Origin of the sequence: Sutterella faecalis, assembly GCF_006337085.1 — a bacterium.
In the GTDB taxonomy this organism is placed as follows: domain Bacteria; phylum Pseudomonadota; class Gammaproteobacteria; order Burkholderiales; family Burkholderiaceae_F; genus Sutterella; species Sutterella faecalis.
In genome coordinates this window covers 1,436,701-1,455,881 of record NZ_CP040882.1, presented here as the reverse complement: position 1 = coordinate 1,455,881, position 19,181 = coordinate 1,436,701, and the positions used below count along the sequence as shown (strand labels likewise).

The window sequence follows — 19,181 nt, the reverse complement described above, 5'->3', positions numbered from 1 at the left end:
CCAGAATCCCAATACACCGAAAGAGACCAAAATGGGCCGCAGATCTAAACCGAAGGAGCGCACTCCCGAATACTTCACCGTCGACGTCGAGCGCCTTGACCAGGAAGGGCGCGGCATTGCGCACGTGGACGGCAAGGTGGTCTTCATCCAGGGTGCGCTGCCCGGAGAACGCGTGACCTACGAGCGGCTCCGCTCGAAGACGAGCTTCGACATCGGCCGCGTCACTGAAATTCATAAGGAAAGCGTTCTGCGCGTTCAGCCCCGGTGCCCCAATTTCGGCATCGGGCCCGGTTCCTGCGGTGGCTGCACGATGCAGCACATCGAGCCCTCGGCCCAGGTGGCCTTTAAGGAAAGGATTCTCCTCGACACCCTCTGGCGCATCGGCAAGGTGAAGCCCGAGGAAGTGCTGATGCCGATTTACGGCCCCTACTGGGGGTACCGCCATCGTGCACGCCTCACGGTGAGAAATGTGCTGAAGAAGGGAGGCGTCCTCGTGGGCTTTCATGAGAAGAGCTCTTCCTACGTGGCCGACATGCACGAGTGTCCGGTGCTTACGCCCAATGTTTCGGCGCTCCTTGATCCCCTTCGCGTGCTGATTGAGGACCTCGACATGCGCGACCGCATGCCGCAGGTCGAGGTAGCGGTCGGCGGCGACGGCCGTACGGCCCTCGTCTTCCGCACGCTCGACCCGGTGACCCCCGAGGATCATGAGAAGCTTCTCGCCTTCGGGCGCGAGAAGAATCTTGACATCTGGCTTCAGCCCAAGGGCCCGGAAACGGCGCATGCGGCGCTTCCCGAGAACGAAACGAAGCTCGGGCTCGAACTCTCCGAATTCAATGTCCGCATCACCTTCAAGCCCACGGACTTTACGCAGGTGAACCATGCGCTCAATGAAACCATGGTGTCGCGCGCCGTGAGGCTCCTCGAGCTCACGCCCGACATGAAGGTGGCGGACTTCTTCTGCGGCCTCGGAAACTTCACGCTCCCGATCGCAAGGCGCGCGAAGCGCGTGATCGGCATTGAAGGTTCCGAAGGTCTTGTCGCCCGGGCGCGCCAGGGCGCGGCCGACAACGGGCTCGCCGCAAAGACGGCGTTTCGCGCGCGAAACCTCTTTACCTGGTGCGAAGCCGACTGGGAGGAGCTTCAGAAGACGCTGGGCGGCATCGACCGCGTTCTCATCGACCCGCCGCGCGAGGGCGCGCTTGCGCTCGCCCGGGTGCTCGCTAAAACCGATAAGCGCCCGGGACGCGTGGTCTACGTGTCCTGCAATCCGGCAACGCTAGCCCGCGACTGCGCGGTGCTCCACCACGAGGGCGGCTGGAAGATCCGGGCTGCCGGCATCATGAATATGTTCCCGCACACGGGCCACGTCGAATCGATCGCGGTGCTCGAACCCGGCGAGCGTCCGGTTGAAAAGTCCGATGAGGCCGAAGCGATTGAACGCCGCATCGCAGCCGAGGGCGACGACAATGTGAAGATGCACCTCTCGGAAGAGAATTGATGGACGGCGCTTTGCCGTCGTGAAGACAAGGAAAAGGCCGGCAGATCCGCGGATGGGATGCCGGCCTTCTCTTTGGAGGGCGTCCGGAAAAGAACGCCCGTCCCATAAAGATCAGGACTTCTTCTTCGAAGCCCGTTCGTAGGAGAGGGGCTCTGCCTTGCAGGTATTCGAGAGCTTCGTGAAGAGCGAATACGCGGCGCCGATTTCTTCAGAAAGCCTGCGGGTGTGTTCGAGCGAGGTTTCGGCCGGGCTCTTTCCCGAGAGCGCCGAAAGGAAAGCCCGGGCAAAGGCGTCTTTTGAAGCTTCAGGAGAGGCGCCTAAGCGCATGAAGCGCTGCCTCAGGAGCGTGTAGTCGCGCACTTCCGTTTCGGAGAGCGCTTCGAGGAGGGGCGACTTCAGAATGGCATCCGTATAGGCCTGCATCTGGGAGGAGACTTTTCTCGAAAGCTTCTCTTCGGCCGCAAGTTCAGGAATCGCCGTGAGCGCCGCCCAGAGGCCCACGCCCTGAAGGAGCGCCGCCCAGCGGGCGCGGAAGCGCGTTTTCTCCGCACGCCCGAAGAAAGGAATCGGATTCCAGGGGACGCCCGCCGCACGGGCAATGTCGCTCGAAAAAAGCGTTACGGACTGATCGCGCACGCATCCGCCTATGGCCGTGCCCAGGTTGTCGGCAAAGACCTTGTCTACGGTGAGTTTGTCGCCCATCTGATTCTTTTCCTCTTTTGGTTTGTTTTATTTTTGTTTTCACGGCGCTTCGGCGGCATGCTCGCCGCCGCCATCGCGCCCTAATTCGGTGCGGAAGTTTAGCCGAGGCGGGAAAAATCAAATATCAGGCACTTGTCTTATGCCGTTTTTCGGTTTCGAGATTAACCTTGCAGGAATCCTGATCCTCTCCGTGAGTCTTTTCTTCTGCGGAAAAGGATCCTGCCCGAAAGCACCCCGATGAGGACACTGATGGAGCATTCTGAAGAGATCCGCCTGAAGCTTGAGAAAACGGACGCAGCGCTCGCACGGCTGATTGCCGAGCGCCTTGAGCTCGCTTCATCGCTCGGGCGCGAGGCGGCCGGGGAAGCTGGGCAGCCTCACGGCGCGGCAGATGAGGCCGGACTCCCTCCGGGGCTTTTTGAGGACATTCTCGGGCGGATTTCAAGGGAAGCGGCAAAGCGCGGGAAGGCCGAAGCCTTTCCTTCTTCCGTTCCGCAGCCGAAGCCCGTCGTCATTGTGGGCGGCTCGGGCGGCATGGGCCGGCAGCTTAAAAGCCATTTCGAACGGTCGGGCTGGCCCGTGCGGATTCTCGAGCGCGGCGACTGGGACCGCGCCGACGACATTCTCTCCGGCGCCGGCACCGTGATCGTGTCGGTGCCGATCGACGTGACGGTGCCCGTGATCAGGCAGCTCGCAGGCCGGATTCCGGCCGACGCGCTCCTTTGCGACGTCACCTCCGTCAAGACCGAGCCCGTTCACGCCATGCTTGCTGCTCACCCCGGGCCCGTGGCGGGGCTTCACCCGATGTTCGGGCCCGATGTGGCTGGCTTCACGGGCCAGGTTTTTGTCTTTGCGCCCGGCCGCGACAACGGGGCGGCGGAACCTCTTCTCGAGCAGATCCGCATCTGGGGCGCTCGGGTGGTTGAGGTGTCGGCCGAAGAGCACGACCGCGCCATGTCGATCATTCAGGCGCTGCGGCACTTTACGACCTATGCCTACGGGACCTTTCTCGCAAAGATTCATCCCGACATCCGGCAGATTCTCGAACTCTCCTCTCCCATCTACCGGCTTGAGCTTGAGATGGTGGGGCGCCTCTTTGCGCAGGATCCGCATCTCTACGCCGACATCATTCTCGCGAGTCCGAGAAACGCGGATCTGATCCGCCAGTATGTGGAAAACCTCTGGCCCGAACTCCTCGTCATTGCCGGCCGCGACCGGGAGGAGTTCATCCGGCGCTTCATGGCGGCGCGCGCCTATTTCGGCGACTACGCGGGGCAGTTCATGAAGGAGAGCGGCCGGATGCTCAATCTCATTCAGGCCGAGCGCGCTCGGAAATAGTTCTTCGCAATTGATGTCGCAGGGGCGAAAAAGTTTCGGCAAAACCACGTGATAGAATCGCATGCCTGATGAAATGGGCCCGGTCCCGCCTGAGCGCAGGAAGGCCTTTCCTCCTTTCATGTCCTCATGCGGAAAAGAAGGGTTCATCATCTTCCCCTAACACCAATTTCCTACCAGAAGAGAAAAAAATGGCTATTGAGCGCACTCTCTCCATCATCAAGCCGGACGCCGTTGCTAAGAACGTGATCGGCAAGATCTACTCCCGCTTTGAAACGAACGGCCTCAAGATCGTCGCCGCCCAGATGCGCCAGCTCTCCCAGGCCGAAGCCGAAGGCTTCTACGCCGTTCACCGCGAACGTCCCTTCTTCAAGGATCTCGTCTCCTTCATGACCTCCGGCCCCGTCATGATCCAGGTCCTCGAAGGCGAAGGCGCCATCCTCAAGAACCGTGAGCTCATGGGCGCCACGGATCCGAAAAAGGCCGCCCCCGGCACCATCCGCGCCGACTTTGCTGAAAGCATCGACGCCAACGCCGTTCACGGCTCCGACGCTCCGGAAACGGCTGCCGTCGAAATCGCCTACTTCTTCCCGACGCTCGCGATTCACAGCCGCTAATGTCTGACGAGACGCCCGTTAAGCAACCTTCGGGCGACATCCGCGAGGAGTCGCCGAAGGTCAATCTGCTTGATTTCGACGCGGACGGTCTCAAGGCATGGTGCGCGGAAATCGGCGAAAAGCCCTTCCGCGCACGCCAGCTCACCCGCTGGATTCATCGCCACCTCGCAGACAACTTCGAGGATATGACCGATCTCGCGAAGACCTTCCGCGCGAAGCTCATTCGCATGGCGGAGGTCCGCTCGCCCCAGCCGATTCATGAAAAGAAGTCGGCCGACGGCACGCGCAAGTGGCTTTTCGACGTCGGCAGCGGCAACGCTGTCGAGTCAGTTTTTATTCCCGAGGATGACCGCGGGACGCTCTGCATTTCCTCGCAGGCCGGATGCGCCATGGGGTGCCTCTTCTGCTCGACCGGAAAACAGGGCTTCAACCGCAATCTCACCACATCGGAAATCGTGGGTCAGCTCTGGTGGGCTGAGCGCGAGCTGCGCCGCGACCGCGGCATCACCGATCCCAACGACCGCGTGATCAGCAATGTGGTGCTCATGGGCATGGGCGAGCCCCTGCAGAACCTTGAGAACGTCATCCGCGCGCTGAAAATATTCCTGGACGACGACGGATACGGGCTGTCCCGCCGCCGCGTCACCGTGTCCACCTCGGGGCTTGTGCGCCAGATGGACAAGCTCGCCGAAGCCGCTCCCGTGGCGCTTGCGGTGAGTCTGCATGCCGCGACGGATGAACTTCGCGACAAGCTGATGCCCGTCAACCGCAAGCACCCGCTCGCTGATCTGATGGCCGCCTGCCGGCGGTACCTCAGGGTCGCGCCGCGCGACTTCATCACGTTCGAATACGTGATGCTGGGCGGCATCAACGACAGCCTCCGCGAGGCCGACGAGCTCGTGAAGCTCGTGCGCCGCGAAGAGGTGCCCTGCAAATTCAATCTGATCCCCTTCAATCCCTTCCCGCAGTCCGACCTTGAGAAGCCCGACCGCGAGCGCGTGCTCGCGTTCTGCCGGCGCCTGAATGAGGCGGGCTACGTGACGACGATCCGCAAGACGCGCGGCGACGACATCGACGCGGCCTGCGGTCAGCTCGCGGGCGAGGTGCGCGACCGCACCCGGCGCGCCGAGCGCCTCATCCAGCAGAAGGCGGAAGCGGCGGTCATTCTTCAGAAGTCCGGCGCAAAGCGCGGGAACTGAAACCAACATTTAAACCGGTGGGAGGCTCACCCATGGCAGACGAATTCAATTCGAATACGAAGGGCGGCGCTGATGCCGCGCCCAAGGCGGTGGAGCCCACCTTTGCTCCGGCAGATGAACCTCGAGAGACGACGGCGTCGGAAGCTTCCGAAGCTGCTCCGGCTGCGGCCGCTCCTCAGGGGTTCGGCGCCATGCTTCGCGCGGCCCGTGAAGCTCAGGGGATATCGCTCGGAGACATGGCCGTGAGAAGCCGCCTCTCGGTCGCGCAGGTTCGCGCGCTCGAAGAGGAAGACGTTTCGGCCTTGCCTGAACCCGTCTACGTCCGCGCCTTCATCCGCGGGTGCGCCCATTCGCTCGGCCTCGACCCGCAGGCGCTCGCCGAAGACTACATGAACCGCTACGGCCGGCGCGGAGGTGCGGCCGAGCACGGCCAGATCCCGCTTCACGACCCGTCAAGAGAAGAGGTGATCAATTCGACGCCGCGTCATCGCGGCCTCAAGGTGGCGCTTCTCGCGCTCCTCGTTGCCGTCGTTTCTGCCGGCATCTGGGCGGTCTATACCGATCAGTTTGCGGGCGTCCATTCGGGCAGCGAAGCGCAGAAGGTTGAGTCGGGCGCCACTGAAGGGGATGCGCAGAATGCGTCGGCCAGCGTTGAGGCTGCGCCCGCTGGCGCCAATGGAGCGTCCGCAGAGAATGCTGCAGATGCTCCGGCTTCGCGCGAGGCTTCTCCGGCTGCTCCCCAGACGAATGCCGCGCCGGCAAACGCCGCTCAGGCGCAGCCGGAAACTCCGGCTCAAGCGCCTCAGACTCAGCCTCAGACTCAGCCTGCGGCCAGTACCGCTGCGGCGTCTCAGACTCCCCAGACGGCTCCCGCTGGCGTTCCCATCCGGGTCGTGCGCTTTGAGGTGACGAGCCCCTGCTGGGTGCAGGTGATTGCGCCCAACGGCAGGAACGTCATTGCGCGCGAAATGCAGCCGGGCTCCCCCGTAACGGCGGATATTCCGCAGGGCTCGCGGATCACCGTGGGCAATGCCGGAGCGCTCACGCTCACGATCGACGGCAAGCCCTACGACATCCGTCAGGAAACGCGAAACGGCATCAGCCGCATCACGCTTGAATAAAGGCTCGGAAAGAGATCAGCATGCCGGTTATTGAGACGACGGCTCTTCGCCGCCACTACACCACCCCGGTTGAAGTCGTCTGGAAGGACACCCGTGTGGTCATCGGCGGAGGGCGGCCCGTCGTCGTCCAGTCGATGACCAATACCGCCACGGCGGATGTTGAAGCCACCTACGCGCAGGCTTCCGAACTTGCTTCGGCCGGTTCCGAACTCGTTCGCCTCACGGTGAATACGCCGGAAGCAGCGCGTGCGGTGCCGGAAATCCGTGCGCGGCTTGATGCCGCCGGGATCTTTGTTCCGCTCGTGGGCGACTTTCACTACAACGGCCACAAGCTTCTCACGGAAATTCCGGAATGCGCGGCCGCGCTCTCGAAGTACCGCATCAATCCGGGCAATGTCGGAAAGGGTTCGCGTCAGGAAGAGAATTTCGCCCTCATGATCGAGGCGGCGAAGAAGTGGGGTGCGGCCGTGCGCATCGGCGTGAACGGCGGGTCGCTCGACCAGGCGCTCCTCGGGCGTCTGATGGACGAAAACCTGAAGTCGGGCGGGCTCCTGACGCCTCAGGCGGTGCTGAGAAAAGCATTGGTCGAGAGCGCCGTTCAGTCGGCAGCGGCCGCGGAAGCCCTCGGGCTCCCGGCCAACCGCATTGTGCTTTCCTGCAAGGTTTCCGAGGTTCAGGAACTCATTGCCCTTTATCGCGATCTCGCAAAGCGCTCTTCCTGGGCGCTTCATCTGGGGCTTACCGAAGCCGGGATCGGAAGCAAGGGGATCGTCGCCTCAACGGCCGCTCTCTCCGTCCTGCTTGAAGAAGGGATCGGCGACACGATCCGCGTTTCCCTGACGCCCGCTCCGGGTGCGCCGAGAACGGAAGAGGTGATCGTCGCGCAGGAGATTCTCCAGTCGATGGATCTTCGCTCCTTCACCCCCATGGTGACGAGCTGCCCGGGGTGCGGTCGGACCTCGTCCGACCTCTTTCAGAAGCTTGCCGAAGAGACGCAGCGCTACCTGAGGCGCCGGGCGCCCGAATGGCGGCGCCTCTGCCCGGGGTCGGAATCGATGAAGGTCGCCGTCATGGGCTGCGTGGTGAACGGACCCGGCGAAAGCCGTCAGGCCGACATCGGCGTGAGCCTTCCCGGCTCCGGCGAAAGCCCGGTTGCACCGGTTTATATCCGGGGCGAAAAGGCCGGAGTTCTGAAGGGCGAGGACATTGCCCGGCAGTTTCAGGATATCATTGAAAAATTCGTCTTCGAGACCTGGGGAACCCGCCATTAACGAAGGTTCCGGTCTCTCGCTTTCGGGCAGAAAGGGGGACGAAAACACGAATTCATTGTCGGGAAGCGCCTGCGGTCAAAAGGAGAAGCCTCAGTGAAGAGGCTTTTCACTCAGGCGTCCGGGGCGCTTCCAATACGTTGAGAAACCTCAGGCGAAATGGCTAAGGAAAAATTCACCGGCGTCAAGGGCATGAACGACATGCTCCCGCAGGACGCCGCCATCTGGCAGTTTGTGCAGAAGACCTGCGTGGGCGTCCTCGAAGAGTACGGCTATCAGGAAATCCGTACGCCGATTCTTGAAAATACCCGCGTCTTCACGCGCGGCGTGGGCGAAGTGACCGATATCGTCGAGAAGGAAATGTATTCCTTCACCGATTCGATGAACGGCGACCAGCTCACGCTCCGTCCGGAGTGCACCTCTGCGGTCGTGCGCGCCGTGAATGAGCACAACCTCCTTTACGGAACCACGCAGCGCCTCTGGTACTGCGGCCCGATGTTCCGCCATGAGCGTCCCCAGCGCGGCCGCTACCGCCAGTTCCATCAGCTGGGCGCCGAAGCGCTCGGCATGGCGGGTCCGGACATCGACGCCGAAATGATCGTCATGCTCGCTCGCATGTGGAAGGCCCTCGGCATTGGTCCGGTGAAGCTCGAGATGAATACGCTGGGCGCCCAGAACGAGCGTCAGGCGCACCGCGAGGCGCTGATTGCCTACTTCGAAGCCCATAAGGATGAGCTCGATGAGGATGCGGAGCGCCGCCTCTACACGAATCCGCTGCGCATTCTCGATACGAAGAATCCCGAGATGCAGGACCTCGTCAACGCCGCGCCGAAGCTTCTCGACTTCCTCGGAGACGAAAGCCGTGCGTTCCTCTCGCGCCTTGAGGAGCTTATTTCCGCGGCCGGCATTGAGTACACGATTAATCCGCGCCTCGTTCGCGGTCTCGACTACTACAACCACACGGTCTTTGAGTGGATCACGGATCGTCTCGGTTCGCAGGGCACGATCTGCGGCGGCGGACGCTACGATCCGCTCGTTGAAATGCTGGGCGGCCGTCCCGCGCCGGGCGTGGGCTTCGCCATGGGCATGGAGCGCGTGATCGAACTCATGCGCGAGGTGGGGAACGTTCCCGAACGCACCCAGACGGATGTCTATGTTCTGCACCACGGCGGCGACTCGCAGATTGCTGCGATGCGTCTCGCTGAGGAGATGCGCGACCTCGGCATCCGCGTTATCACGCATCCGGGCGAGGCGAGCATCAAGAGCCAGATGAAGAAGGCGGACGCCTCGGGCGCGAAGCTTGCCGTCTTCGCCACGGCCGATGAGCTTGCTCAGGGCATGGTGGGCATAAAGGCCTTGCGCGCAGGGGCGAATGCCTATGCCGAACAGGCGCTCGAGCCCGTGAATGAGGCTGCCGCCCGCGTGGCTGCGGCGCTCAAGGCCTGATAAATATTCCGCAATTGTGAAGAGAAGGGAGTCCGGGTTCCCCGGGCGCCGCTTCTCTTCAGATACGACACTTCATTAGAGATAAAAGAGAGTTTGAGCCATGGCTTACGACTTGGAAGAGCAGGAGAGCATTGACCAAATGAAGGCGTGGTGGGACCGGTGGGGCACCCCGGTTACCGCTGCCGTCTGCGTGGTCTGCCTCGGGTTTGCCGGCTGGAACGGCTGGAACTGGTGGCAGAGAAACGAAGCCGCCAAGGCTGCCGGCATGTACGCGCAGCTCCAGCATGCGGTGCAGACGAATGACCAGAAGAACGTGAGCTCGCTCTCGACGGGTCTCGTCACGGAGTACGGCTCCACGATCTATGCGCCGCTCGCCGCACTTTCCGCCGCCAACGTCGCGCTCGACTCGGGGAACTTCGCCGAAGCGAAAACGAAGCTCGAGTGGGTGATTGAGAAGTCGGGCCGTCCCGAATACGATGCGCTCGCACGCATTCGCCTCGCGGGCGTTCTCTTTGATGAAGGGAAGCTCGACGATGCCTTGAAGACCCTTGAGGCCGCGAAGCCCGATTCAAGCCAGCTCGGTCTCTACCACGACCGCGAAGGCGACATCTGGGCGGCGAAGGGCGACCTGAAGAAGGCCCGCGAAGCGTGGACCAAGGCCGCTCAGGCGACCGACCATCAGAATGCGCTCGCGCGCGTCATTGAACTGAAGCTCGCCAACCTCCCGCAGGAAGGCTGAGCGCTCGGAACCGCCTGAGCACTGCTCGCGGAGGCCGGAAAAAGAGGAGGCTGACTGGCCGCTTTGCCGGCCATTCGCCTCCTTCCTTATTTCAGGCGCTTCCCCGGAGCGCTTTAAGAAGGCGTTTTCTTTTAGAATTCCGGCACGAAGCTGACCCGAGGGAGACGAAAGTCTTCGCAGGCGGCAGCTCAGGAAATTTTTTTTCAGATTCACAAATGGCCATCCAGAAATTGCTTCCCATCGCGGCAGCCCTTGCCCTCGCGCTTCCGCTTACCGGCTGCGGCATCTTCTCGTCGTCGGACCCGCATGAGCCGCATGACTATCCCGACTTCTCGGAAAAGATGGAAGCCCGGGTCGTGTGGCGCACGAACGTGGGCGATGCGGTTGCGGCAAATCTTGCTCCGGCCGTCACCGATACGGCGGTTTACGCGGCAGGCGAAAGCCGCGTCGTGCGTCTTGACCGCCAGACGGGCAATGAAGTCTGGCGTGCGGAAACGGACGGCGAGGTTACGGCCGGCGTCGGCACCGACGGGAGCCACGTTGCCGTCGGCACCGACAAGGGCAAGGTGCAGGTTTTCGATGCCGAAGGGAAGCTCGTCTGGGAGGCGAAGCTTTCATCCGACATCGAGGTGCCGCCCCTGGTCGGCGCGGGCCGCGTGATCGTGAAGACGTCGGACACCCGCATCACGGGGTTCGATCTCATCACGGGCCAGAGGCTCTGGCACTACCAGGGTCAGGCGCCCGCCCTTACGCTGAGAGACTTCTCGCAGATGGCCTGGTCGCCCGCGGGCGTTTTGATCGGTCAGGCGAACGGGCGCCTTCTTGCGCTCAACCCCAATGACGGCCGCGTGGTGTTCGACGCCGTGATCGGTCAGGCGAAGGGCATTACCGAAGTCGAGCGTCTGATCGACGTTGTGGGCCGCCCCTGGGTGGATCAGGAACTCATGTGCGCCGCCGCCTTCCAGGGGAACGTCGTCTGCATGCATACGCAGAACGGCCGCCTCGTCTGGAACGCGCCGGTGAGCGCCGTCACGGGTCCCGTGGCCGACGGACGCCTCGTCTACGAAGTGGACGATGCCGGGAGGCTTCACGCCTACAACCGCCAGAACGGGCGCGAGGCGTGGGTGAACGACCGCTTCCTCTACCGCGGTGCATCGGCTCCCATCCGCGTGGGCGCGGCGCTCGCTTTCGGCGACTATGAAGGCAACATCACGTTCCTCGACCCGGCAACGGGTGAAGCGGTCGGCCGCACGCGTCTTTCGGGCGCCGTGACGACGCCTGCCGCGCAGTACGGCTACGGCGCCGTCTTCCAGACGGTTGAGGGCGATGTGGCCTACGTTGTTGAGGGCGGCGAATAAGACTCCCTCTTGAAGGCGGCGGAATTCCAGAGCCGCCTTCCACCAGAAGCGCCGCGCTGGGTCGATAGCGTCCCGGGCGCGGCCTTTTTAATTTTCTTGAACCCCATTTTTTTCTCATGCTTCCAGTCATCGCTCTCGTGGGCCGGCCTAATGTCGGCAAGTCGACTTTCTTTAATCGGCTCACCCGCAGCCGAGACGCCATCGTGGCGGATTTTCCCGGTCTTACTCGCGACCGTCAGTATGGTCAGGGGCGCGTGGGTTCCAGGCCCTATATCGTGATCGATACGGGCGGCTTTGAGCCCGTGCGCAGCGAAGGCATCGTCCAGGCGATGGCCGGACAGGCGGAGCTCGCGATTGAAGAGGCCGACTGCGTGCTCTTTCTCTGCGATGCGCGCGCGGGACTTACGCCCCAGGATCAGAGGATTGCGCAGCATCTGCGGCGCGCCGACCGTCCGGTATTTCTTCTCGTCAACAAGGCCGAGGGGCTCTCTGAAACCGCCAAGGCGGAGTTCTACGAGCTCGGTCTCGGCGAACCCTATCTGGTCTCGGGCGCGCACGGCCAGGGCGTGCGGGACGTGATTGAGCTCGCGCTCGAAAAGTGCCCGCCCGAGGAACCTGAGGAAGCGCCCGATCCCGATGCTCCGAAGCGCCTCAAGGTGACGCTCGCCGGGCGTCCGAATGCAGGCAAGTCGACCTTAATTAATTCGCTCATCGGCGAAGAGCGCGTCATTGCCTACGACATGCCGGGCACCACGCGCGACGCGATCAAGGTGGACTTTGAATACGGCGGCCGACCCTACGAGCTCGTCGATACGGCGGGCCTCAGAAAGAAGGGCCGCGTTTTTGAAGCGGTTGAAAAGTTTTCCGTCGTGAAGACGCTTCAGGCGATCGAGGATTCGAATGTCGTCATTCTCGTTCTCGACGCCAAGGAAGGCGTGAGCGAAGGCGACGCCCACATTGCGGGCTACGTCCTCGACTCGGGCCGCGCCCTCGTGGTTGCAATCAATAAGTGGGATCTCCTTGACAGCTACGAGCGCGAACGCTTCAACCTTGAGCTCGAGCACAAGCTCCACTTCCTGCGCTGGGCGCGCATGATCCGCATCTCAGCTCTGAAGAGAAACGGCCTCAACCATCTCATGAAGGCTGTGGACGAGGCGCATGCTGCGGCCTACCGGAAGCTGTCGACTCCGAAGCTCACGCGCGCGCTCCTTGAGGCCGTGCAGCGCCAGCAGCCCCCGCGCGCCCGCGGCGGCCGTCCGAAGCCCCGTTATGCGCATCAGGGCGGCTCGAACCCGCCCGTCATCGTGATTCACGGCAACGCGCTCGAAGACATCGGCGAAAGCTACCGCCGCTACCTCGAAGGCTATTTCCGCGAAGCCTTCAATCTGGCGGGCACGCCGCTTCGGATTGAATTCCGCACGAAGGACAATCCCTACGTGAAGGATATTGCGAAGAAGAAGTAATTCTTCAGACAACCTGATCGTTGATGAATGGTGCTGCAGGCAGTCCGGGTTCGGGCTGCCTGCAGCGTTTTCAACTGTGCGGAGTTCTTATCGGTTTGTGTGGCTTGAAATGGGCTGCTTGGTACTGAGAAGTTGCCTTTGGGCGGTTTTCGCTGTGTCCGGCTGCGCAGCGTGAATGCCAAATCACGAGGTAAAAACCGGCCAAATGACATAATGAAATGCAGCCGAACGACATGATAAAAATCGTCCAAATGACGTGATGCGTGTTTAATATATTGATTTATATGAATATATTGACGGCGCATCCTGAATGAATCGCTGGAGCAGAAACTGCGTTTAATTGTTGTTTTTGTGGCGCCGATTGAGCGTCTGCATCCTTCAAATTGCCTCTGGTTCGTGAGGAGGGACCACTGAAGCGAGCACTCCGGCAAAGGTTGCTTGCAAATTGCAACCGAGTCACTCGCTTTCAATCGGGATGAACCCTCAGGCAGTGTTAAGATGCACGCTGTCACTCTGCTCTTTGCGGTTGGCGCTGCTTCTAAAACGGAACGACATCAGCGGCTTCTCGCAGTCAACAGGGCAGCAGGATGCGGCGACCCTGAGGCGGCTCTCCTCAGACGAACCCCGAACATGAGCGGTCGCACCCGCCCAAAAGCGGTTCACCTAAAGCTGGTTGCCGGACAAATTTGAAAAATAACAAAAAGCCAATACTTATAAGGCCTGCACTGTGCGAGCTGCAGTGTCGGAGAAAAACTACATCATGGCCAACAACAAGGTTCAGCTTCTGCAGGATCCTTTCCTTAACCTCCTGCGCAAGGAACATATTCCGGTTTCGATCTATCTCGTGAACGGCATAAAGCTTCAGGGGCAGATCGAGTCCTTCGACCAGTACGTTGTGATTCTGCGCAACACGCTCACGCAGATGGTCTACAAGCACGCGATCAGCACCGTTGTGCCCTCCCGCGCCGTCGCCATGAGCGCCGCGCAGCAGACTGCCCAGCCGGCTTCGACGGAGAACTGATCTGACAAACTTTCAGCTTGACGATACGCGCGAGGTGAAGATCTCGCGCGCTTTCCTCGTTGTTGTTTCGCTCGGCCGCACCTTTTATCAGGATTCGGCTGAGGAACTGAGACTTCTCACAACGTCGGACGGCCTGACGCCCGTCGGCCTCATGCAGGCGAAGCGCGACAAGCCCGACCCTGCGACATTCCTTGGTTCCGGAAAAATTGAGGAACTCGGGGACCTTGCCCGCGAAGCCGGGGCCGACATCGTCGTCTTCGACATTGCGCTTTCTGCCGCGCAGGAACGCAATATCGAGCGCGTGCTCAATCTTCCCGTGCTTGACCGCACCGAACTCATTCTCGACATCTTCCGCCAGCGTGCGAAGAGCCGCGAAGGGCGTCTGCAGGTCGAGCTCGCCCGGCTCGAGCACCTTTCGACGCGTCTCGTTCGCGGGTGGACTCACCTGGAGCGCCAGAGAGGCGGCTTGGGCAAAACGGGCGGCCCGGGTGAAAAGCAGATCGAACTCGACCGCCGCATGATCGGCGTTCGGATGAAGCAGCTTCGCGATCAGCTGAAGCGCCTTGCGCGTCAGCGCGGCACCCAGCGCCGCGCCCGCTCGAGAGGCGATTCGATCACGGTGTCGCTTGCGGGCTATACCAATGCCGGAAAGTCGACGCTCTTCAATAAATTGACGCGCGCAGAGTCTTACGCCGCCGACCAGCTTTTCGCCACGCTCGATACGACGGCGAGAAAGTTCTGGCTGAACGACGAGGAAACGGTTGTCGCCACCGATACGGTGGGCTTCATCCGGGGGCTTCCGCACCAGCTGATTGAAGCCTTCAAGTCGACGCTAGACGAAACGGTTCATGCCGATCTCCTCCTTCATGTGGTGGATGCTTCGTCTCCGGTTCGTGAAGAGCAGATCGCGGAAGTGAATTCCGTACTCCACGACATCAAGGCCGACGACGTGCCGACCATTCTTGTCTACAACAAGATCGACATGACGGGGCATGCGCCTGAAATCGTCCGCGACAATGAAGGCCGCCCCAAGGCCGTCTTCGTTTCCGCGCTGACGGGGGCGGGGCTTGATGAACTTCGCGAAGCGGTGTCGGAATTTGCGCACAAGTGGCGCGACGATCACCCGAACCTTCCCCGCGAGCCCGAGGACTGGGAGCGCGAGATGGCAAACGACCGCGACGACCCGAGGCTGAAGCGCAGGAGCGCAGCCGAGGAGCTCGCGGAGCTTGAAAGCCTGCTTTGAGTTCGCAAAGCGACTATCTCACTTGAAAAAAGACCGTTCGGAAGAGAAGTGTTCGAATGGTCTTTCTGCATCCTGAGCTGCCGAAGCAATCCCGTATCATGGGTCTTCAGCATGTAAATCGGTGAATCCCGGACGATTGCGATGGAGTCATGGAAATGAAGGAAAAGGTGCTTCTCGGCGCTGCGGCGCTTCTGCTTATCTCGGGCTGCACGACACAGTCGGTCGTTCCGGTGCCGCACGAAGTCGCGGCCTGCGAAGTCTGCGTGACGCCCGACGCCTCGGACCGCAAGGTCGCCTACACGGCAACGCTCAACGCACTCCGGCAGAAAGGCTTCACGGTGCGCGAGGTGCCGGCCGGCGCCACGGGCGACTGCACGGCAGTGCTCACCTGCCAGACGGTTTCCCGGTGGGATATGGCGAATTTCACCGCATCAATTAAGTACGAGTGGTTCGAGAATGGAAAGCGCCTTGGGAGCGCAAAGTACCATGCGACGAACGGGCTCAACTTTTCGAAGTACATCAATACGGAAGAGAAAGTGAACGAACTCCTCAACCGGATGCTGCCCGGCACGCCGGTGCTGCCGACGCGCTACGCCGAATAGCGCAGGGAAAGACGGTCTCAATGGTCCTCTTCAATTCGCAGGCCGACCGACTATCACACGATCTTCTTACTGCGCTTTCTTCGGCAGAAATAGCGCTGTAAGACCGAGAAGCGGCAGATAAGAGGCGAGCGTGAAGACTTCCTTGATGCCGGCAATGTCGGCGAGCCACCCGAAGAAGGCGGCGGCAATGCCACCGAGGCCGAAGGAGAGGCCGAAGAAAACGCCCGAGACGACGCCGGTTCTGCCGGGAGCCGCCTCAAGCGCGCACACCAGAATGGCCGAGAAGGCCGATGAAATGATGAGAGCGGCGAGGATCACGAGAAGAATGAGAAGCGGGAGCGACGCATAGGGGATCAAAAGCGCAAAAGGCGCCGTCCCGACAATCGAAAAGAGCATCACGCTGCGGCGACCGAACCGGTCCGTGATCGGGCCGCCCAAAAGCGTCCCTGCCGCGCCGGCGGCAAGAAAAGCAAAGAGCACGTACTGAGCTGAAGCGGCGTCGAGGCTGAACTTTTCCATGACGAAGAAGGTAAGAAAGTTGCTGAGGCTCGAGATGTAGACCTGCTTCGAAAACATCAGAACGAAAAGGATGAAGAAGACGAAGGCCTTCTCGCGGTCGGTAAGAGAGAGCCCGGTCGGAACTGTTCTCTTTTTCGTCTCTGCTTTGCGCTTGCTCCATCGCGCAGCCCGGATGAGAAGAATCGCCGCAAGGGCGGCGGCAGGCGCAAACCAGCCGATGCTTTCCTGGCCGTACGGAATGATGATGAGCGCCGCGGCAATGGGTCCGAGCGCGGCGCCGCCGTTCCCGCCCACCTGAAAGATCGCCTGGGCAAGGCCTCTTCTGCCGCCCGAGGCTTCCTGCGCGATGCGCGAGGATTCGGGATGAAACACCGCGGATCCGCAGCCGATGAGTGCGACGGAGAAAAGAATCAGAGAAAGCGTTCCCGAATAAGCGAGAAAGAGGAGCCCGATGAGGGAGAGCATCATGCCGAAGGGCAGCGCCATCGGCATCGGCCGCCTGTCGGTCGAAAACCCGATCACGGGCTGGAGGAGCGAAGCCGTCAATTGAATGACGAGCGTGATGAGGCCGACCTCGGCGAACGTGAGGTTGTTTTCTTCCTTGAGGAGCGGCAGCGCAGCCGGAATGATCGACTGCAGCATGTCGTTGAGAAAGTGCGAGGCGCTTACGAGAAGCAGGACGCTTCCGGCCATCGCGGATGAGTTCTCCCGCATGATCTATTGTCTCTGAGCCTTTTGGTTGGAATGGTGCTGAGGACAGAAAGTTTAGAATCCGGTTATATGGATGAAAGAACAATCAATATGGATGAAGTTCCCGAACTCTCTTCGGGCTGGCGGGAGTTTGCGCGCGACTTTGTGCCGGGCATGGATCGGCCTGAGCACTGTCACCGTGAGGCGCAGCTTCTTTATGCGCAGAAGGGCGTCATGCTCGTCAGAACTTCTGACTCCGTACGTCTCATCGCGCCCTTTCAGGCGCTCTGGATTCCAGCTGGCGTCAGGCACTCGATTTCCTTTCTCGCCGACACGCAAATGCGGAGCCTCTATTTTTCGGACGATGCATTGCACCGTCTGAAGCATTTGAACGACCGCGTACGCGTCCTTGCGGCGACGCCTCTGATCCGGGAACTCTTCAGCGCGCTTTTTTCCAAAAAAGTTCCTCCGGCTACGGCGCTTCTCATGACGAACCTGGTGCTTCGGTTGGTGGTCGAAGCCGAGGAGCTCGGCGCTGCACTCCCGATCGCGGACGATGAAGCTTTCGGGCCGCTTCAGAGCGAGATCCTCTCGAGGCGCCTCTGGAGCATGACGATGGAGGAGGCGTCGTCGCGCCTTTCGCTCTCGCCCAAAACCTTCAGCCGGAAATTCAATAGAGCGCTCGGCATGACCTGGCGCGACTGGATGGCGCGAGCGAGGCTCTGCGCGTCGCTCGATCTTCTTCTCTCCGGACGAACGCTCAAGGATGCCGCTTTCGGCGCCGGTTATGCGGACCAGGCAACCTTCACGGCGGCGTTTCGAAAGCTTTTCGGCACAACGCCGGGCGCCATGCAGAAAAGCGCCCGGAGGGCGTGAGGCTCTTTCGCTGAGAGGTCCCGGCAAATAAAAAGGACGCTCTTCCCGTGAGCGGAAGAAGCGTCCTTTTCCGGATTGCCGGTTCTATGAGCGGTTCAATCAGCAGAGCTTGAAGAAGTTGACGAGCATGCGGATGCGCTCTTCAACCGTATCGAGCCTCAGGTACTCGCGGTCAGTGTGGAAGGCCGCACCGGCAGGGCCGCAGCCGTCGACGACGGGGATCCCCGCCTTCGCGATGCGGTTGCCGTCGGAGCCGCCGCCTGCGTCGACCCAGGTTGCTTCGAATCCGGCCTCACGCGCTGCTGCGTTGATTTTTTCAACCAGCGCGCGGGTGGCGTCCGAGAGCGGCATCGCCGGGCCGCAGCTCGCGGAAAGCTCCTGCGTCACGCCTTCGACCCAGGTGCGGGAAGCGAGTTCGCGGATCTGCTTGTCGAGCGCGTCGCCGTCAGCGTCGAACCAGTAGCGGGTATCGAGCCGGACGAGCGCTTCCTCAGGAATGACGTTGGGAGCGGTGCCGCCCTCTATGACGCCGGGGTTGACGGTCGTGCCGATCTTCTTGTCGGCAAGCTCATAGGCGGCAAGCGCAAAGCGCATGGCGGCGACGTTCGCATTGGCGCCCGCTTCCGGGTTGTTGCCCGCGTGCGCAGCGCGGCCGTGGAAGCGCACGGTGTAGTCGCCTACGCCCTTGCGGGAGCGGACGAGTTCGCCATTGGCGCGTGCGGCTTCAACAATGAGGGCGCACTTCGACTTGGCGCCGATCGAGGCGAGCCACTTGTGGGATGCGCCCGAACCGATTTCTTCGTCCGGGTTGAAGGCGCAGCAGATCGAAAGACGCTCGAGATCTTCGGGGCGGGCGAGCTTACAGGCCCAGTAGGCGGCAAGAACGCCGCCCTTGCAGTCCGAGCACCCCGGGCCGTGCGCATGGTCGCCGTCGATCGAGAGCGGGCGCTTGGCGGCCGTACCGTCCGGGAAGACGGTATCGAGGTGGCCGTTCAGGAGAACGTCGATATGGTCGGCGTCGGGCTTATTTCTCGCGATGAGGCCGTGACCCACTTCAGGGCCGAGATCGACGAGCTCGGTCGTGAAGCCGATGGAGTCAAAGTAGCCCTTCATGATTTCGGCGGCGCGGGTAACGCCCGCCGGATTGTGCGAGCCGCAGTCGAGATTGACGAGCGGAGCAAGATCCTTCAGATAGTCGTCAAGGAGTGCCATTTCTGCTTTCTCTTTTTCTTGAGTCGTGAGGTGAATGCGGACTGGCTGTGCGGGCTTTCATTCCAAATCGCAAAGAGCCGCATTTGTGAGGCGAATCTTAGGGCGAAGCGGGGCTTCAGAACAGAATGATTCGCGTTGGTGCTCTCATTTTGGCCGAAAGGAGACGTTTGTGGAAGGCTTTTAGGCAAGCCTTGCCCGAGATCGCTCCCAAACCTCAAGAATTCATGAAATCTAACGGTTTTCTTCAAGTGATAGCCTTCGCAAGCGGC

General features: G+C 61.4%; 17 protein-coding genes. 14 read left to right on the top strand and 3 right to left on the bottom strand.

What is annotated here, in order from left to right; all coding sequences use genetic code 11:
- Positions 1-31 precede the first annotated feature (31 nt).
- Positions 32-1,501 carry a 23S rRNA (uracil(1939)-C(5))-methyltransferase RlmD gene (gene rlmD, locus FG381_RS05865; protein WP_139687959.1) on the top strand — a complete coding sequence of 490 codons (1,470 nt, stop codon included), beginning with the start codon at positions 32-34 and terminating at the stop codon, positions 1,499-1,501.
- Positions 1,502-1,612: 111 nt separating this feature from the next.
- Here the strand turns inward: rlmD and FG381_RS05860 are convergent, their stop codons facing one another.
- Complete coding sequence (locus tag FG381_RS05860) at positions 1,613-2,203, bottom strand: hypothetical protein (protein WP_139687958.1); 591 nt, start codon at positions 2,201-2,203, stop codon at positions 1,613-1,615.
- A 249-nt stretch (positions 2,204-2,452) separates the two neighbouring features.
- Here FG381_RS05860 and tyrA point away from each other — a divergent pair, with 249 nt between their 5' ends.
- From tyrA to FG381_RS05800, 12 genes are all read left to right on the top strand, one after another.
- Positions 2,453-3,541, top strand: a complete 1,089-nt coding sequence (tyrA, locus tag FG381_RS05855) for a bifunctional chorismate mutase/prephenate dehydrogenase (RefSeq protein ID WP_139687957.1) — start codon at positions 2,453-2,455, stop codon at positions 3,539-3,541.
- Between the two features lie 188 nt (positions 3,542-3,729).
- Positions 3,730-4,155, top strand: coding sequence for a nucleoside-diphosphate kinase (gene ndk / locus FG381_RS05850; protein WP_139687956.1), 426 nt, complete (start codon positions 3,730-3,732; stop codon positions 4,153-4,155).
- Positions 4,155-5,354 carry a 23S rRNA (adenine(2503)-C(2))-methyltransferase RlmN gene (rlmN, locus tag FG381_RS05845; protein ID WP_139687955.1) on the top strand — a complete coding sequence of 400 codons (1,200 nt, stop codon included), beginning with the start codon at positions 4,155-4,157 and terminating at the stop codon, positions 5,352-5,354. Before ndk ends, rlmN begins: the two co-directional genes overlap by 1 nt.
- Before the next feature lie 32 nt (positions 5,355-5,386).
- A complete protein-coding gene (locus FG381_RS05840) occupies positions 5,387-6,475 on the top strand; it encodes a helix-turn-helix domain-containing protein (protein ID WP_139687954.1) in 1,089 nt (362 codons plus the stop codon).
- A gap of 20 nt (positions 6,476-6,495) precedes the next feature.
- Positions 6,496-7,746, top strand: coding sequence for a flavodoxin-dependent (E)-4-hydroxy-3-methylbut-2-enyl-diphosphate synthase (gene ispG, locus FG381_RS05835; RefSeq protein ID WP_139687953.1), 1,251 nt, complete (start codon positions 6,496-6,498; stop codon positions 7,744-7,746).
- A gap of 156 nt (positions 7,747-7,902) precedes the next feature.
- Complete coding sequence (gene hisS, locus FG381_RS05830) at positions 7,903-9,189, top strand: histidine--tRNA ligase (protein ID WP_139687952.1); 1,287 nt, start codon at positions 7,903-7,905, stop codon at positions 9,187-9,189.
- Between the two features lie 100 nt (positions 9,190-9,289).
- Positions 9,290-9,928 carry a YfgM family protein gene (locus tag FG381_RS05825; protein WP_139687951.1) on the top strand — a complete coding sequence of 213 codons (639 nt, stop codon included), beginning with the start codon at positions 9,290-9,292 and terminating at the stop codon, positions 9,926-9,928.
- A gap of 215 nt (positions 9,929-10,143) precedes the next feature.
- The gene (gene bamB / locus FG381_RS05820; protein WP_139687950.1) at positions 10,144-11,286 is read left to right on the top strand and encodes an outer membrane protein assembly factor BamB; all 1,143 of its coding nucleotides are present in this window, start codon (positions 10,144-10,146) and stop codon (positions 11,284-11,286) included.
- Between the two features lie 116 nt (positions 11,287-11,402).
- Positions 11,403-12,749, top strand: a complete 1,347-nt coding sequence (gene der, locus FG381_RS05815; protein ID WP_139687949.1) for a ribosome biogenesis GTPase Der — start codon at positions 11,403-11,405, stop codon at positions 12,747-12,749.
- A gap of 760 nt (positions 12,750-13,509) precedes the next feature.
- Positions 13,510-13,770, top strand: coding sequence for an RNA chaperone Hfq (gene hfq / locus FG381_RS05810; RefSeq protein ID WP_139687948.1), 261 nt, complete (start codon positions 13,510-13,512; stop codon positions 13,768-13,770).
- A gap of 34 nt (positions 13,771-13,804) precedes the next feature.
- Entirely contained in the window at positions 13,805-15,013 is a 1,209-nt protein-coding gene (gene hflX / locus FG381_RS05805) for a GTPase HflX (protein ID WP_139687947.1), read from the top strand.
- Positions 15,014-15,162: 149 nt separating this feature from the next.
- The gene (locus FG381_RS05800) at positions 15,163-15,615 is read left to right on the top strand and encodes a hypothetical protein (protein ID WP_139687946.1); all 453 of its coding nucleotides are present in this window, start codon (positions 15,163-15,165) and stop codon (positions 15,613-15,615) included.
- A gap of 66 nt (positions 15,616-15,681) precedes the next feature.
- Here the strand turns inward: FG381_RS05800 and FG381_RS05795 are convergent, their stop codons facing one another.
- Entirely contained in the window at positions 15,682-16,848 is a 1,167-nt protein-coding gene (locus FG381_RS05795) for an MFS transporter (RefSeq protein ID WP_226960352.1), read from the bottom strand.
- Between the two features lie 66 nt (positions 16,849-16,914).
- On the opposite strand from FG381_RS05795, the gene FG381_RS05790 reads away from it, so the two are divergent.
- The gene (locus tag FG381_RS05790; RefSeq protein WP_165697845.1) at positions 16,915-17,700 is read left to right on the top strand and encodes an AraC family transcriptional regulator; all 786 of its coding nucleotides are present in this window, start codon (positions 16,915-16,917) and stop codon (positions 17,698-17,700) included.
- A 99-nt stretch (positions 17,701-17,799) separates the two neighbouring features.
- Here FG381_RS05790 and FG381_RS05785 read toward each other — a convergent pair whose 3' ends face one another.
- A complete protein-coding gene (locus tag FG381_RS05785; RefSeq protein WP_139687944.1) occupies positions 17,800-18,912 on the bottom strand; it encodes a M20 family metallopeptidase in 1,113 nt (370 codons plus the stop codon).
- Positions 18,913-19,181 lie beyond the last annotated feature (269 nt).

What these genes read in the sequence shown, in the direction of transcription:
- rlmD (WP_139687959.1), top strand. Translation starts at nt 32, where the DNA reads ATGGGCCGCAGATCTAAACCGAAGGAGCGCACTCCCGAATACTTCACC.
- FG381_RS05860 (WP_139687958.1), bottom strand. Translation starts at nt 2,203, where the DNA reads ATGGGCGACAAACTCACCGTAGACAAGGTCTTTGCCGACAACCTGGGC.
- tyrA (WP_139687957.1), top strand. Translation starts at nt 2,453, where the DNA reads ATGGAGCATTCTGAAGAGATCCGCCTGAAGCTTGAGAAAACGGACGCA.
- ndk (WP_139687956.1), top strand. Translation starts at nt 3,730, where the DNA reads ATGGCTATTGAGCGCACTCTCTCCATCATCAAGCCGGACGCCGTTGCT.
- rlmN (WP_139687955.1), top strand. Translation starts at nt 4,155, where the DNA reads ATGTCTGACGAGACGCCCGTTAAGCAACCTTCGGGCGACATCCGCGAG.
- FG381_RS05840 (WP_139687954.1), top strand. Translation starts at nt 5,387, where the DNA reads ATGGCAGACGAATTCAATTCGAATACGAAGGGCGGCGCTGATGCCGCG.
- ispG (WP_139687953.1), top strand. Translation starts at nt 6,496, where the DNA reads ATGCCGGTTATTGAGACGACGGCTCTTCGCCGCCACTACACCACCCCG.
- hisS (WP_139687952.1), top strand. Translation starts at nt 7,903, where the DNA reads ATGGCTAAGGAAAAATTCACCGGCGTCAAGGGCATGAACGACATGCTC.
- FG381_RS05825 (WP_139687951.1), top strand. Translation starts at nt 9,290, where the DNA reads ATGGCTTACGACTTGGAAGAGCAGGAGAGCATTGACCAAATGAAGGCG.
- bamB (WP_139687950.1), top strand. Translation starts at nt 10,144, where the DNA reads ATGGCCATCCAGAAATTGCTTCCCATCGCGGCAGCCCTTGCCCTCGCG.
- der (WP_139687949.1), top strand. Translation starts at nt 11,403, where the DNA reads ATGCTTCCAGTCATCGCTCTCGTGGGCCGGCCTAATGTCGGCAAGTCG.
- hfq (WP_139687948.1), top strand. Translation starts at nt 13,510, where the DNA reads ATGGCCAACAACAAGGTTCAGCTTCTGCAGGATCCTTTCCTTAACCTC.
- FG381_RS05800 (WP_139687946.1), top strand. Translation starts at nt 15,163, where the DNA reads ATGGAAATGAAGGAAAAGGTGCTTCTCGGCGCTGCGGCGCTTCTGCTT.
- FG381_RS05795 (WP_226960352.1), bottom strand. Translation starts at nt 16,848, where the DNA reads ATGCGGGAGAACTCATCCGCGATGGCCGGAAGCGTCCTGCTTCTCGTA.
- FG381_RS05790 (WP_165697845.1), top strand. Translation starts at nt 16,915, where the DNA reads ATGGATGAAAGAACAATCAATATGGATGAAGTTCCCGAACTCTCTTCG.
- FG381_RS05785 (WP_139687944.1), bottom strand. Translation starts at nt 18,912, where the DNA reads ATGGCACTCCTTGACGACTATCTGAAGGATCTTGCTCCGCTCGTCAAT.